The organism is Pseudomonas sp. B19125 (assembly GCF_044218855.1).
Lineage (GTDB): Bacteria > Pseudomonadota > Gammaproteobacteria > Pseudomonadales > Pseudomonadaceae > Aquipseudomonas > Aquipseudomonas edaphica.
Genome location: NZ_CP162589.1, coordinates 3,056,005 through 3,069,420, shown reverse-complemented (window position 1 = coordinate 3,069,420; position 13,416 = coordinate 3,056,005). Strand labels below are relative to the sequence as shown.

Sequence of the window (13,416 nt, the reverse complement as noted above, 5' to 3'; positions counted from 1 at the left end):
GACTCCATAATATCTTAGCCCTACGAAAAAAACTACGCGCGCTCTCTCTGATTGCAACCAGGTACATAGCTCACTCCATGACCTTGTATCCCCTCTGTTTGCAGCGAAATCGGCGCTTGCCGCTCTCGACATGACCTTTCAAGACAAGCTTGCCATCACAGCTATAGCGAAATAATCCAGTCTCCGACGATCACGCGATGAACATCCCGGCCTATTCGCCGATTGCTGTACCGCCAACCTCGGCAAAGCAACCCGCCTCAACCATCCACTTTTAATTCAGCTCTATATGAGAAGAACGGATATCACACCCCCCTACGCTCCAAAACTACTTGACAAGGACTTCAATGGCTAATACCAAAGACTTATTCGACTCAATCGAAAACACAAAACCATTAAGTAGCAAGGCTACTGCTCCTGTGTTTTTCTTGCCATTGCATGAATAAATCCAAACACTTCCGCACAGCGCTTATTATCAAGAATGAGTGCAACTTTCTGGTTTAAACTTTGCAGAGACCGAACCAAAGGATCGGCAATAACATCCTCCACATAAATCTCTATACATAACCCAAGAACTACTATCTGAACCTTGCCTTCTTTCCCAACCGGCAATGTCATTATTTGTTCGAGAACCCCACTCCAGTCTACGAACACCAAAACCCTAACGTTTGAAGGCGCACTAGATCGACCAAGTAAGTACTCGCCTATAGAATGTAAAACCTTACCAGAAAAGCCATTAACCCCTTCATAATCGCCCCATGAACCAGCACAGGAACGCCACAACAAACTCAGCGCGAAATAATATAAATCTTCTTCATCAAGAGTCACTGGTGGGTATACCGGATAAAACCTTGCAAAATCGTCCCCCTCATAACACGTTACCTGGCGAAGTTGCTCCTTAAGTAAAAATCCAGGCTTCCTGAACCAGTACTTTGAAATTATATCTTCACGAGTAGAAAACAACTGCTCGCAGCTCGAACATAACAAATACTTTTTATATTGGTAATCAGTTGGACTAGCGAGATTCCTTTTCGACCTAACAAAAACTGGTGACGCCTTTTGCCTTTTAGATTTACCAATAACCCTATAAGCACACTTAGGGAGCAAATGACTACACCTTAAGTCATCAGATTCCTTGCACAACGCACATAAAACCACCAAACCTCCCAACACCCCAAAAAAATAGAAATTAAAAATATTCATCTCGCCGGCCAGCTATATAGATTAGCACTAGGAGTGCTTAAAACTAAATATGCCATACCCCTCTATACGCTAGCCGGTCAATAGCGGAAGCAACTCTGCATCCCGAGGCGGCAAAACATCATATGAAGCATCAAGACAGCGCGGCACGGTGCGCGCGCTAGGAGGTAACTATGCAAACAGAAATATTATCAGACGAGGAGTTAGCCGACCTTACCGGCTACAAGCGTCGAGCAGATCAACGAAAATGGCTCAAGGATCGAAGCTGGGCTTTCGTTGAGAGTCGTGGCGGCCGGCCCTTAGTCGGCAGGATGTTCGCCCGCATGAAACTGGGCATCGTTAGCGCGACCATATCTGAACAAAGCCCACCGCCAGCGCGCCTCGCTTGGACACCAGACTTCTCCAGGGTAAATTGATATGCGCCCCCGTAACATCGAAAACAGAGATTTGCCGCCTGGCATGGTACGGCGTAAGCGTGCCAGGAAAAATGGGAAGGTCTGGGTCGGCTACTACTACCGTGACTCTGCCGGCAAAGAAATTCCGTTGGGCACAGACTTGAGCAAAGCGCGCTTGAAGTGGGCCGAACTTGAAGCCAAGGAAAAACCGGCCGATCTGACAATGATGAAGGGGATCTTTGACCGCTACGCGCGCGACGTCATTCCGAAAAAGGGTCAACGGACCCAGAGGGACAACATGGCGGAATTGAAACAGCTCCGTCCTACGTTTGATGAAGCACCCATCGACTCAATTACGCCGTTTAACATCGCCGGTTACCGTGATGCCCGCTCAGCGAAGGTTCGTGCCAACCGCGAGATCGCGCTTCTGTCCCACGTTTTCAACATGGCCAGGGAGTGGGGGCTCACGGAGCGGGAGAACCCTTGCCAGGGAATCAGGAAGAATAAGGAGGCGCCGCGTGATTACTACGCCAACGCGGCTGTTTGGGATGCCGTCTACGCGGTTGCCGAACAAGAACTCAAGGAGGCCATGGACCTGGGCTATTTGACCGGACAGCGGCCTGCTGACGTACTGATCATGCGCAGCGACGATACCGAGGGTGACTACTTCCTGGTAACGCAGGGCAAGACCGGCCAGAAGCTTCGAATCTTGATGCGTACGGAAGCCGGGGAAAACAGCTTGGGGAGATTGGTCAGAGAGATCAGCGAAAGGAATGTCGGTCATTCGTCCAAGTACCTGTTGATCAACAGATACGGAAAGCGGATGACGAAGGGGATGCTGCGCTTGCGCTGGGACAAGGCGCGGGAAAAAGCAAAGCAGAACGCCATCGAACAAGGCGACCCGCTGCTCGCGGCCAAGATTGGAGGCTTTCAGTTCCGCGACATCCGGCCGAAAGCCGCGTCGGAAATCATCGATATCGGGGATGCCAGCCTGCTGCTGGGACACAGTAAACAGGAGATCACAAAGCGGGTTTACAGGAGGATTGGCGCCACCGCGAAACCGTCCAAATAGGCAAAGTTTCGGAACTCCTACCCGAAAGTTTCGGAACCCCTGCCAAAAGCAGCACAAACCTTCCCAAACCCCAGAAACGCAAAAGCCCCGCTTTCGCGAGGCTTTCGTGTAAATCTTGGCGGGAAACCAGGGATTCGAACCCTGGGAACGCTATTAACGTTCGCCGGTTTTCAAGACCGGTGCATTCAACCACTCTGCCAATTTCCCTTTTGCTTCACAGGATTATGATAGCCCATCCCGTGTCAGCGGGCGCCATAATACCCGAATGAAACACACTGTCAAACTCTTGCCATGGCTTGTTACAGAGCGTCTGTTATGATCCTTGCGACTGAATGTTTCAAAACTGAAGGAGTGTCGCCATGCGCGAACAGAATTACGCACTGAATGGTAACGCGCAGGCTGAGCAGCTTGAAGTCAGCCGCGTGTTGCGCAACACCTACGGCTTGCTCGCCCTTACCCTCGCGTTCAGCGGCGTAATGGCGTATGTGGCGCAGCAGATGCGCGTCGGCTACCCGAATATCTTTGTCGTGCTGATTGGTTTCTACGGTCTGTTCTTCCTGACCAACAAACTGCGTGACTCGGCCTGGGGCCTGGTGTCGGCGTTTGCCTTGACTGGTTTCATGGGCTTTATCCTTGGCCCGATCCTCAACCGTTACCTCGGTATGGCCGGCGGCGCGGAAGTGGTCAGCTCGGCATTTGCCATGACGGCCCTGGTGTTTGGTGGCCTGTCGGCCTACGTGCTGATCAGCCGTAAGGACATGAGCTTCCTGGGTGGCTTCATTACCGCAGGCTTCTTCGTGTTGCTGGCGGCAGTGGTTGCCGGCATGTTCTTCCAGATCAGCGGCTTGCAGCTGGCGATCAGCGCGGGTTTTGTGCTGTTCTCCTCCGTGTGCATCCTGTTCCAGACCAGCGCCATCATCCACGGCGGTGAGCGTAACTACATCATGGCGACCATCAGCCTGTATGTGTCGATCTACAACCTGTTCATCAGCCTGCTGCAGATCTTCGGCATCATGAGCCGCGATGACTGATTGCTAGCGCAATAAAAAATGCCCCGTATCGAAAGATACGGGGCATTTTTGTTTTCACGGGATTGCAAACGCTCAGTACTGGTTAGGTTCCATTTCCAGATCGACCTTGAAACGCTCAGCAATATCACGCTGGATGCGCAGTGCCAGGTTGGCAATGTCATGCCCAGTGGCCGCGCCATAGTTGACCAGCACCAGCGCCTGCAGTTTATGCACGCCGGCATCGCCGTCGCGAAAGCCTTTCCAACCGGCTTTATCGATCAACCAGCCAGCGGCGAGCTTCATCTGCCCATCGGCCTGCGGGTATGCCACCAGATCCGGATACTGCGCCTTCAGCTCAGCCGCCAACACATGGGACACCAGTGGGTTTTTGAAGAAACTGCCGGCATTGCCCAATTCTGCCGGGTCGGGCAGTTTTTCACGGCGGATGCTACAAATGGCACGGCTGACATCACTCGGCGTCGCCTCAGTGATGCCCTGCCCGGCCAGGCGCTGCTGCACCGGGCCGTAGTCGAGCTTGAGATGGCTGGCGCGGCTCAAGGCAAAACGCACACGCAGGATCAGCCAGCGTCCGGTTTCGTGCTTGAACAGGCTGTCGCGGTAGGCGAAGTTGCATTCTTGCAGGCTGAAGTCGCGCAGTTCGCCGGTGTGGCGATCCAGCGCGGTGAGGCCGGCAAACACGTCCTTGATCTCCACACCGTAGGCGCCGATGTTCTGCATCGGCGCAGCACCGACGGTGCCGGGGATCAGGCTGAGGTTCTCGAGGCCGCAGAAGCCGTGTTCCAAGGTCCACACTACAAACGGGTGCCAGGCTTCGCCCGCTTCGGCTTCGACCACCACGTTTACACCGTCGTCCTGCAGCACCCGAACGCCCTGGGTGGCCATGCGCAACACCAACGCCTGGATATCCTGGGTCAACAGCAGGTTGCTGCCACCGCCGATCACCAACAGTGGTAATGACTGCGCCGTTGCATAGGCCAGGGCTTCACGCACATCGGCGTCGCTGCGGGCCTCGGCAAACCACTGGGCGCGCACGTCGATGCCGAAGCTGTTGAATGGCTTGAGCGATACCTGCGCAAGCACTTGCAAGGTCATAACCGCCCCTTCAATTCGATCACCAATAAATCACAGGCCCGCTCGATCAGGTCCAGTACCCGTTCGAAGCCTTGCTCGCCTTCGTAGTAAGGGTCTGGCACTTCGTCCACCTCGGCGTCATAGCGGCGCAGGAACAAGTCCAGCTCGGCTTTACCTTGGCCTGGATGCAACGCCTGGAGGTTGCGCAGATTGCTGTGGTCCATGGCCAGGATCAGGTCATATCGAGCAAAGTCTGCACGGGAAACCTGCTGGGCACGCTGGGCCGACAAGTCGTAACCGCGCACCAGCGCCGCGCGCTGGCTGCGCTGGTCCGGCGGGTTGCCGATGTGCCATTCACCCGTGCCGGCAGACGCCACTTCAACCTGGCCGGCCAACCCCGCTTCGCGCAATTTATGGCGCAGCACACCTTCGGCGGTGGGCGAGCGGCAGATATTACCCAGGCAGACGAACAGAACCTCCATCAGGCCCCCAGCAGGCGACGGACGCGCTCAAGGTCTTCCTGGGTGTCGACACCGGCTGGCGGCGCTTCCAGCGCATCGCCCACGTGGATACGCACACCGTGCCACAGGGCACGCAGCTGTTCCAGGGACTCGGTGTTTTCCAGCCAGCACGGCCCCCAGCTGACGAAGTCATGCAGGAAACCAGCGCGGTAGGCATAAATGCCGATATGGCGACGGTACGGTACGCCCTCGGGCAAGACGTCGGGCTGTTTGGCGAACGCATCCCGCGCCCAAGGCAGGGTCGAGCGGCTGAAGGTCAGCGCAAGGCCATTGATATCGCTGACCACTTTGACCACGTTCGGGTTGAACAGGGTGTCGATGTCTTCGATCGGTTCGGCCAGGGTCGCCATACGCGCCTCGCCGTGGGCGGCCAGGTTGGCGGCGACCTGATCGATCACGCACGGCGGGATCAAGGGTTCGTCACCCTGCACATTGACCACGATCGCGTCGGGCGCCAACCCCAACTGCGTGGCGACTTCGGCCAGGCGGTCGGTGCCGGAATTGTGGTCTTCACGGGTCAGCACCGCTTCAGCACCGAAACCTTTGCAGGCTTCGATAATACGCGGGTCATCGGTGGCAACCACCACGCGTTCGGCGCTGCTTTTGCAGGCCTGTTCCCACACCAGCTGGATCATCGGCTTGTTGCCGATCAATTGCAGCGGCTTGCCCGGCAGGCGCGTGGAGGCGTAGCGCGAAGGAATGACAACGGTAAAGGCGGTGGTCATTTATCCAGGCGCTCATCGGTGGTCAGGGTACGGGCTTCGCTTTCCAGCATCACCGGGATGCCATCACGGATCGGATAAGCCAGGCCGGCGCCCTTGCTGATCAACTCGGTTTTATCGGCGCTGAGCTTGAGCGGGCCTTTGCAGATCGGGCAAGCGAGGATGTCGAGCAGTTTGGTGTCCATGAGTATTTCCTGGAAAAAGCGGTTTAAGGCAAAAGTCGGGCGGGCAGCAGGCGCATCAATTGCGTGTCGAACCAGGCCACAAACGCCGGTGACGGCAGTGCATCCACTGCAAGGTACCACCAGTCGGGCTGGGCAAAGGAGCGGCACTTCACCGCGTCTTTTTCGGTCATCACCAACGGCAATGACGGTGTGAAATTCAACACCTCTGCGCTGTACGGCGCATGGTCGGCAAATGCATGGGGAATCGGCTGCCAGTGTAGCGTTTCGAGGGTATTGAAGAAACGTTGCGGGTTACCGATACCCGCGACGGCATGGACCCGCTGGCCGGCGGCAAAGTGCTCCACCGATTGGCGCTCACCGGTTTTCAAGTTGATCAGCGCCGTGGGTTGCAGGCGAAAGGCAAACCCATCCTCGCGATCGGCTCCGGCGCCGTTGTACAACAGCGCATCCACGCTATGCAGGCGCTCCACCGGTTCGCGCAAAGGCCCGGCCGGCAGGCAACGGCGGTTGCCCAGACCACGGGCGGCGTCGATCAGCACCAGTTCCAGGTCGCGGGCCAGGCGGTAATGCTGCAGGCCATCGTCGGAGAGGATCAGGTCAAGGGGTTCACTGGCCAGCAAGGCTTTGACGGCGCGGCTGCGGTCTGGATCGATCATCAGGGGTACGCCGCAGCGCTGAACGATCAGCAACGGCTCATCGCCCGCTACTTCGGCGCTATGGCTGGCCTCGACCCGCCACGGCAACTGCGGCGGCTTGGCACCATAGCCGCGGCTGACCACGCCGACCCGCAGGCCGCTGCGCCGGCAGTGTTCGATCAGCCACAGGATCAACGGCGTCTTGCCGGTGCCGCCGACGGTGATATTGCCCACCACCACCACAGGCACCGGCGGTTGGTAAATCTCACCCTCGCCCGCCAGGAAGCGCGCGCGTTTGCGCTGTACAACGTGACGGTACATAGATTCCAGCGGCCGCAACAGTACGAGTGCCGGATGGCCCTCGTACCACGCCTTGAGCAAACGATCGGACATAGCCATCAGGGCGGGCTCGCCGCCTCGACGGTGGTCATGCGCAGGTGGCTGAAGCCCAGCTTGCCGGCGGCGTCCATGGCGGTGATCACCGCTTGGTGCTGGGTTTTGCCGTCAGCGCTGATGGAAAGAGGCATATTGGTATCGCCGCCGGACTCTTTCTGCAGGGCATCCATCAGGCTGGCAAGGTCATTTTTTTCGAGCAATTGGTTATTTACCGAAAACACCCCGTCGGCGCTGATGGCAATGTCCAGCTGCTTAATTTCCTGGTCTTCGGCCGGTGAGCCACTCACTGCTTCGGGTAAATCAACGCGCAGTTGGGTTTCGCGGGTGAAGGTGGTAGTCACGACAAAAAACAGCAGCAGGATAAAGACCACGTCGATCAGCGACGCCAGGTTGATATCAACATTCTCCCGTTGCTTGCGGCGAAATTTCACGCTCGACCCTCAACGAAATCGACATCACGATCGCCCTGCACCACTTCCACCAGCTTGATGGCTTCCTGCTCCATGCCGACCACCAGTTCATCGATGCGACGCTGCAGGAAGCGGTGGAAAAACACCGACGGAATACCGACCATCAGGCCGGCTGCCGTGGTGATCAAGGCCTTGGAAATACCACCGGCCAAGACGGCAGCGTTGGTGGTCATGCCTGAACCCATGAACGAGCTGAAAATGTCGATCATGCCCAGCACCGTGCCCAGCAAACCAAGCAGCGGCGCCATGGCTGCGATGGTGCCGAGAGCATTGATATAGCGCTCCATTTCGTGGATGACGCGGGCAGCGGCCTCTTCGATGCATTCTTTCATGATCTCGCGACCATGTTTGGAATTGGCGAGGCCCGCTGCGAGGATTTCACCCAACGGCGAGTTGGCGCGTAACTCCTTGAGTTTTTCTTTATCCAGCTGTTTGTTCTTGATCCAGCCCCACACCTGCCCCAGCAGATGCTCGGGGGTTATGCGACTGGCGCGCAGGGTCCACAAACGTTCGGCAACGATGCCGAGTGCGGCGATGGAGCTCAAGATAATCGGCAACATCATCCAGCCGCCGGATTTGACCAATTCCCACACAGTGAATGTCCCCTAGAAAAAGTGCGCCACTTTACCATATAGGTTCACCGGCGTGGTTCGCAGGCGCCAGGCCCGCCTGTCGCAGGCCCAGGTGTTTGGTAAGCCTGTATTACGGTAACGCTTCGCGCCAGAATCGCCGTTGACTGCGCGCAACAACCGGTGCTCTAAAACTGCCCAGTTGCACACGCACGGCACCTTGCTCGGCGCTGTCGTAGACCCGGCTGCCCAGCGCCTGGTAACGCGCCATCACCTGCGGATGGGGATGCCCGAATGCGTTGCCACGGCCGCGGGAAATCAGCACCGACTTGGGCGCAAGCCGCTGTAAAAACGCCCAGGACGAGGAACTGCGACTGCCATGGTGCGGCGCTTGCAGCCAATCGGTCGGCACCGCCAAGGGCGAAGCGAGAAAGGCTGTTTCAGCCGCCTCATCAATATCACCCGTCAGTAGCAACCGCTCGCCACGGGCCTGTACCTGCAAGACGCAGGATTTCGGATTGCTGCTGGTGGCGCCAGGCCATCGCCACACCTCGAATGACACGCCATCCCACTCCCAGCGCTCGCCATTGTTACAGGGCTGGGCGGCGAGAAAAGCCGGCAGCCCTTCGGTCTCTCCGCCGATAACCCTTCCGACGGGCAGCACACGGGCAACCGCTGCGGCACCGCCGGCATGGTCAGCGTGAGCGTGGCTGATCACCATCGCGTCCAACGCCGCCACCCCACCCTTTTGCAGGGATGGCAGCACCACGCGCGCGCCCAGGTCAACCACCCCCGAGCGCGGGCCTGCGTCGTAGAGCATGGCGTGATGGCGCGTGCGCAGGATCACCGCCTGCCCCTGGCCGACATCCAATTGCACCACCTCCACCTGCCCGTACGGCACCAATGGTTTAGGGGCAAAGACGGCCAACAGCAGCATCGGCCAGCCCAGCAGCCGCAATGGCACGCCTTTGGGCAAGAGCAAGAGCACCGCGCCCGTGACGCTGATCAACCAATAACCCAACGGCACGTCGGCGGGCACCCACGCTGCGCGCAGCCCAGCCAGCAGCGCCAAGCCTGTGAACAGGCCATCCAACGCGCCACCGGCCAGCCACAACAAGCCCTCTCCCACCCACGGTACCGCCAACAGTACAGTGCCCAGCAGTGCCAACGGCAGCACCACCAGGCTGATCCACGGCACGGCAAACAGATTGGCCACCGGCGCACTGAGGCTGATGGGCAACCCCAGCACCAGCAGCACCGGAAACAAACCAATGGCGATCAGCCATTGGGGCCGGGTCCACGCCTGCCAGACGCTCCACGCGCCCAAACGCCCGCTGAATGCCAGCACCAGCACGGCCACGGCGGCAAACGACAACCAGAACCCTGGCTGCAAGCTGGCCAGCGGCTCCAGCACCAGCACCGCATTGAACGCTAGTAATAACGGCCACCACACACCCAAGTGGCGAAACCGCAAACGCCACAGCAGCACCAACCCGACCATCACGCAGGCCCGCTGCACGGGCACACCGAACCCCGCCAGCAGGCCATACCCCAGCGCGGCAGCAAATGCCAGGCCGCAGGCCCACGGCAGCCAGGGCAAGGCGCGGGGCCAGCAACCGTAGCGCGCCAGCCCGGCCACCAGCGCGTAGATCAAACCGGCCAGCAAGCCAATGTGCTGGCCGGAAATCACCAGCAGGTGCACCGTGCCGGTGTCCTGCAACACCCGCCAATCCTCGGTTGCCAACCCCGAGCCGTCGCCCAGCACCAAGGCTGCCAGCCCCGCCTCGCGGCCCTGAGCATCCACCGCCAGCAGGCGCTGGCGGACGCTGTCACGCCAGGCGTGGCGAGCCGGCGCCAGGCGTTGGCCATCTTTCACCGAGCCGGTGGCACCGATGCGCTGGGCCAGCAGCCAGGCCTCGTAGTCAAACCCCTGGAAATTGAGCAGGCCTGCCGGCCGCTTGAGCGTGACCGCCAGCCGCCAGCGCTCGCCGCTGTTAACCTGCGGGCCGTTATGCCAGGACAGGCGGATACGCTTGGGCAGCCGGCCCTTGCGTGACCGGCTGTCGGTCAGTTCGAAGCGCACGCCGGTGCTGGTGTTTTGCGGCAACCCGATGACGCGCCCCTCAACCCAGCGAGTCTGACCGTCCAGAGCCGGCCTTAATCGGTCGTCCAACGCCCATTGCGCGCTCATGCACGCCCAGCTCACGCCCAACAGCAAAAACGCCAGCGGATAGGTACGAAACGGCAGCAACATCAAGGCCACTACCAACATGGCCAGCAGCCACGCGGTGGCGGGCAATGCGGGTAAAAATCGCAGCGACAACAAGCCCATTCCGAACGCGAACATCCCTGTTCTCATGAATCATCCTTTTCAAGTGATCCACTAGTCTTAGTCGGATACCCCGCGCGGCCTCTGATGTTTTGTCACAAAGTCTGAATTTTCTGTTTATAGAATGCGGGCATACTTACCCCTCGAACTGACCTGGACCCCTTATGCCCCGGCGCTTATTCAAACGGTACATGCCCGACCCCACGAGTATCCGGGAACACAAGTCCTTACGATTTCTCGGCACGTTGTTGCATGACCCCAACCTCTGGCACCTGAACCGCCATTCCGTCGCCCGCGCCATGGCAGTGGGCCTGTTCGCGGCGTTTATCCCGATTCCGTTGCAGATGTTATTGGCGGCGGTGCTAGCGATCGCTGTGCGCGGGAATATGCCGATTGCCGTGAGCCTGGTGTGGCTGACCAACCCGATCACCATGCCGGTGGTGTTCTTCTGCACCTACCTGACCGGCGCCTGGCTGATGAACACGCCGCCGCGCAGCCTGCCCGACAACCTGACCTGGGAGTGGATCAGCAGCCAACTGGGCACACTGTGGCAGCCGTTCCTGTTGGGTTCCGTGGTGTGCGGGCTGGTGCTGGCCGCGCTGGCCTACTGCCTGACGATGGGTTACTGGCGCTGGTGGGTCGCGCACCAGTGGAAGAAGCGCAAACAACGACGCACCTGACAGCTAGCGCGCTGGCAGCCGCAGGTGCACGCACAAACCTTGCGCGCTGTTCTGCGCCCACAACGTCCCACCCTGGCGCTGTACCGCATTGCGGGCGATGCTCAAGCCCAGACCAAAACCGCCATCACCCGGCCGTGAGCCTTCGAGGCGGGTGAACGGCGCAAAGATACGTTCCAAGTCCTGCTCATCAATACCGCCGCCCTGGTCTTGCAGCCAGATATGCCAATCATCGCCCTCGCGACAGCCGTCCAGCGTCACCTGCCCCTGAGCGGGGGAATGTCGTATGGCATTGCGCAGGATATTTTCCAGGGCCTGGGCCAGCGCATTCAGGTTGCCGCGCACCCAGCAGTCGACGGGCAACAGACACGGCAAACGCGCTGCTGGCCAGTCACTTTCATAACAAGCGTTTTCCCGCAGCATGTCCCACAAGGCCGGAAGCTGGATGGCTTCCTCGGGTAACCGCGTTCGCTCGCTGTCCAGCCAGGCCAGTTGCAGGCTGTCTTCCACCAGGCGCTGCATGGCGTCAATCTCCCGGCCCAGGCGCTCGCGCAACTGCGCTAGATCCTGCTCACTGTCACAGGCCACGCGCAAACGGCTCAACGGCGTGCGCAGCTCATGGGACATGTCCCGCAATAACTGTTGCTGCAACTCCACCGTGCCCTGCAAACGCTCGGACATGTGGTCAAAGGCGCGGCCCAACTCACCCAATTCATCCTGGCGGCTGGTGGCCTCGCGGGACATGCGCGTATTCAATTGATCGGCGCGCCAGGCGTTGGCCTGCTCGCGCAACTGGTTCAGCGGCATGATCAGCAGCCGATAAAGCCCCACGCACAGCAGCAAGGTAAACAAGCCGGGAATCACGCCGTTGGTCACCACGCGCCAGAACACCTGATAGCGCCCCGGCATAAAGCGCTTGGGTAATTCGATCACCAGCGAGCCGGCGCCAGGGTTGACCGGGAATGGGATTTTCACCCAGGGCAGGCCTTTGACGTGTCGGCTGACCGGCCACTCCAGCCCGCGCAGAAAAGTCAGGCGCTGGCTTTCCTTGTCGCTCAGCGGCAGGCTGCTCAGCGACTGCAAGTCGTGGCCGATCACCCCGATCCAGGTCGATTCGCGCGTGGCCATCAGCTGCAACCAGGTGTCCACGCCAGCACTGCCCTGGGTACTCCAGGCCAATTCCGCGCCCGCGGCATAGCCGCGCAAAATCTCGCGGGACTCCTCGGCCACATAGGCGTTCTGCTCTTCCATATAGCGGCCCCAGGACCAACTGAGCCAGATCATCAGCAAACAGAAGGCGATCAGCAGGCAGGCGAGCTTCCAGAATAACGAGTGCCGGCCGGGCAGCCGCTCAAAGCCCTTCATCATGGCCGCTCAGTACATAACCCTTGCCCCACACCGTGCGCACTTCGCGCTCGCTGTAGCCGATGGCCTTGAGCTTGCGGCGAATCTGGCTGATATGCATGTCCAGGCTGCGATCGTGAGGCGCGTAACCGCGCTGCAACACATGCTGGTAAAGGAAGGCTTTGCTGAGCACTTCATCGGCGCTACGGTGCAAGGTCTCGAGCAAGCGATACTCGCTGCGCGTCAGCCCGGCCCAGTGTTCTTGAAAGAACACGTCGTACAGTTCATCGTCAAAACGCAGGCTGCGTGCATCGTCGCGTGCCGGTAAACGCAGCGGCAACGGCCGCCGGTCCAGGGCCACGCGGCGCAGGATGGCTTCGATGCGTACACGCAGTTCAACCATGCTGAACGGCTTGGGCAGGTAGTCGTCCGCACCCAGGCGAAAACCGCTGATGCGATCGGCCTCGGCGCCCAGCGCAGACATGAGGATCACCGGCGTCGCATGGTGCTGGCGCAAATGGGTAAGAATCGACAAACCGTCCATGCCCGGCAGCAGGATGTCCATCAACACCACGTCGAACGCCTGGTCACGTGCCATCTGCAGGCCCTGTTGGCCGTTCTGGCACCAGGTGACCTGGAAGCCACAGCGGCCCAGTTGCTCATGCACATAGGCGCCCAATACAGGGTCGTCTTCGATTGCCAGGATACTGGGTAGGCCAACTGCGGGATTCATTAGCGTCTGCAAGTCATTCTCAATCACTGATTATTCAAGATTAAACGGTGACAGGCAATCGCCACCAGG

General features: G+C 59.3%; 15 protein-coding genes and 1 tRNA gene. 4 read left to right on the top strand and 12 right to left on the bottom strand.

Annotated elements, in window-relative coordinates:
• Window positions 1–405: 405 nt before the first annotated feature.
• Window positions 406–1,200, bottom strand: a complete 795-nt coding sequence (locus AB4P96_RS14070; RefSeq protein ID WP_395600888.1) for a hypothetical protein — start codon at window positions 1,198–1,200, stop codon at window positions 406–408.
• A 170-nt stretch (window positions 1,201–1,370) separates the two neighbouring features.
• Between AB4P96_RS14070 and AB4P96_RS14065 the strand changes: the two genes are divergently transcribed.
• Window positions 1,371–1,613, top strand: a complete 243-nt coding sequence (locus tag AB4P96_RS14065; RefSeq protein ID WP_242173947.1) for a DUF4224 domain-containing protein — start codon at window positions 1,371–1,373, stop codon at window positions 1,611–1,613.
• Between the two features lies 1 nt (window position 1,614).
• Window positions 1,615–2,664, top strand: coding sequence for a tyrosine-type recombinase/integrase (locus tag AB4P96_RS14060; RefSeq protein WP_242173996.1), 1,050 nt, complete (start codon window positions 1,615–1,617; stop codon window positions 2,662–2,664).
• 116 nt (window positions 2,665–2,780) lie between these two features.
• Here AB4P96_RS14060 and AB4P96_RS14055 read toward each other — a convergent pair.
• A tRNA-Ser gene (locus AB4P96_RS14055) sits at window positions 2,781–2,871 on the bottom strand.
• Between the two features lie 152 nt (window positions 2,872–3,023).
• Here AB4P96_RS14055 and AB4P96_RS14050 point away from each other — a divergent pair.
• A complete protein-coding gene (locus AB4P96_RS14050) occupies window positions 3,024–3,695 on the top strand; it encodes a Bax inhibitor-1/YccA family protein (protein ID WP_058419884.1) in 672 nt (223 codons plus the stop codon).
• A gap of 72 nt (window positions 3,696–3,767) precedes the next feature.
• Here the strand turns inward: AB4P96_RS14050 and murB are convergent, their stop codons facing one another.
• The 8 genes from murB to AB4P96_RS14010 form a co-directional block, all read right to left on the bottom strand.
• A complete protein-coding gene (murB, locus tag AB4P96_RS14045; protein WP_395600887.1) occupies window positions 3,768–4,787 on the bottom strand; it encodes a UDP-N-acetylmuramate dehydrogenase in 1,020 nt (339 codons plus the stop codon).
• On the bottom strand, window positions 4,784–5,248 hold the full coding sequence (locus tag AB4P96_RS14040; protein ID WP_395600886.1) for a low molecular weight protein-tyrosine-phosphatase: 465 nt from the start codon (window positions 5,246–5,248) through the stop codon (window positions 4,784–4,786). The genes murB and AB4P96_RS14040 overlap by 4 nt, the downstream gene beginning before the upstream one ends.
• A complete protein-coding gene (kdsB, locus tag AB4P96_RS14035; RefSeq protein WP_058419882.1) occupies window positions 5,248–6,012 on the bottom strand; it encodes a 3-deoxy-manno-octulosonate cytidylyltransferase in 765 nt (254 codons plus the stop codon). Before kdsB ends, AB4P96_RS14040 begins: the two co-directional genes overlap by 1 nt.
• Entirely contained in the window at window positions 6,009–6,194 is a 186-nt protein-coding gene (locus tag AB4P96_RS14030) for a Trm112 family protein (protein WP_003174668.1), read from the bottom strand. Before AB4P96_RS14030 ends, kdsB begins: the two co-directional genes overlap by 4 nt.
• Before the next feature lie 23 nt (window positions 6,195–6,217).
• Window positions 6,218–7,228 carry a tetraacyldisaccharide 4'-kinase gene (lpxK, locus tag AB4P96_RS14025; protein ID WP_177035002.1) on the bottom strand — a complete coding sequence of 337 codons (1,011 nt, stop codon included), beginning with the start codon at window positions 7,226–7,228 and terminating at the stop codon, window positions 6,218–6,220.
• Window positions 7,228–7,656, bottom strand: a complete 429-nt coding sequence (locus tag AB4P96_RS14020; protein ID WP_017136564.1) for a biopolymer transporter ExbD — start codon at window positions 7,654–7,656, stop codon at window positions 7,228–7,230. The genes lpxK and AB4P96_RS14020 overlap by 1 nt, the downstream gene beginning before the upstream one ends.
• Window positions 7,653–8,288: a MotA/TolQ/ExbB proton channel family protein gene (locus AB4P96_RS14015; protein ID WP_016969293.1), complete on the bottom strand. Its 636-nt coding sequence runs from the start codon at window positions 8,286–8,288 to the stop codon at window positions 7,653–7,655. Before AB4P96_RS14015 ends, AB4P96_RS14020 begins: the two co-directional genes overlap by 4 nt.
• A gap of 109 nt (window positions 8,289–8,397) precedes the next feature.
• Window positions 8,398–10,623 (bottom strand): DNA internalization-related competence protein ComEC/Rec2, encoded by a 2,226-nt coding sequence (locus AB4P96_RS14010; protein WP_395600885.1) that lies wholly within the window; start codon window positions 10,621–10,623, stop codon window positions 8,398–8,400.
• Window positions 10,624–10,757: 134 nt separating this feature from the next.
• Between AB4P96_RS14010 and AB4P96_RS14005 the strand changes: the two genes are divergently transcribed.
• Complete coding sequence (locus tag AB4P96_RS14005; RefSeq protein WP_017136567.1) at window positions 10,758–11,273, top strand: DUF2062 domain-containing protein; 516 nt, start codon at window positions 10,758–10,760, stop codon at window positions 11,271–11,273.
• Between the two features lie 3 nt (window positions 11,274–11,276).
• Here the strand turns inward: AB4P96_RS14005 and AB4P96_RS14000 are convergent, their stop codons facing one another.
• On the bottom strand, window positions 11,277–12,635 hold the full coding sequence (locus AB4P96_RS14000) for a sensor histidine kinase (RefSeq protein ID WP_170040237.1): 1,359 nt from the start codon (window positions 12,633–12,635) through the stop codon (window positions 11,277–11,279).
• Window positions 12,622–13,347, bottom strand: coding sequence for a response regulator transcription factor (locus AB4P96_RS13995; protein WP_017136569.1), 726 nt, complete (start codon window positions 13,345–13,347; stop codon window positions 12,622–12,624). Before AB4P96_RS13995 ends, AB4P96_RS14000 begins: the two co-directional genes overlap by 14 nt.
• Between the last annotated feature and the right edge of the window lie 69 nt (window positions 13,348–13,416).

Coding starts and splice junctions, on each gene's coding strand:
- AB4P96_RS14005 (WP_017136567.1), top strand. CDS start 10,758: ATGCCCCGGCGCTTATTCAAACGGTACATGCCCGACCCCACGAGTATC.
- lpxK (WP_177035002.1), bottom strand. CDS start 7,228: ATGGCTATGTCCGATCGTTTGCTCAAGGCGTGGTACGAGGGCCATCCG.
- AB4P96_RS14040 (WP_395600886.1), bottom strand. CDS start 5,248: ATGGAGGTTCTGTTCGTCTGCCTGGGTAATATCTGCCGCTCGCCCACC.
- murB (WP_395600887.1), bottom strand. CDS start 4,787: ATGACCTTGCAAGTGCTTGCGCAGGTATCGCTCAAGCCATTCAACAGC.
- AB4P96_RS14070 (WP_395600888.1), bottom strand. CDS start 1,200: ATGAATATTTTTAATTTCTATTTTTTTGGGGTGTTGGGAGGTTTGGTG.
- AB4P96_RS14000 (WP_170040237.1), bottom strand. CDS start 12,635: ATGAAGGGCTTTGAGCGGCTGCCCGGCCGGCACTCGTTATTCTGGAAG.
- AB4P96_RS14065 (WP_242173947.1), top strand. CDS start 1,371: ATGCAAACAGAAATATTATCAGACGAGGAGTTAGCCGACCTTACCGGC.
- AB4P96_RS14060 (WP_242173996.1), top strand. CDS start 1,615: ATGCGCCCCCGTAACATCGAAAACAGAGATTTGCCGCCTGGCATGGTA.
- kdsB (WP_058419882.1), bottom strand. CDS start 6,012: ATGACCACCGCCTTTACCGTTGTCATTCCTTCGCGCTACGCCTCCACG.
- AB4P96_RS14010 (WP_395600885.1), bottom strand. CDS start 10,623: ATGAGAACAGGGATGTTCGCGTTCGGAATGGGCTTGTTGTCGCTGCGA.
- AB4P96_RS13995 (WP_017136569.1), bottom strand. CDS start 13,347: ATGAATCCCGCAGTTGGCCTACCCAGTATCCTGGCAATCGAAGACGAC.
- AB4P96_RS14050 (WP_058419884.1), top strand. CDS start 3,024: ATGCGCGAACAGAATTACGCACTGAATGGTAACGCGCAGGCTGAGCAG.
- AB4P96_RS14030 (WP_003174668.1), bottom strand. CDS start 6,194: ATGGACACCAAACTGCTCGACATCCTCGCTTGCCCGATCTGCAAAGGC.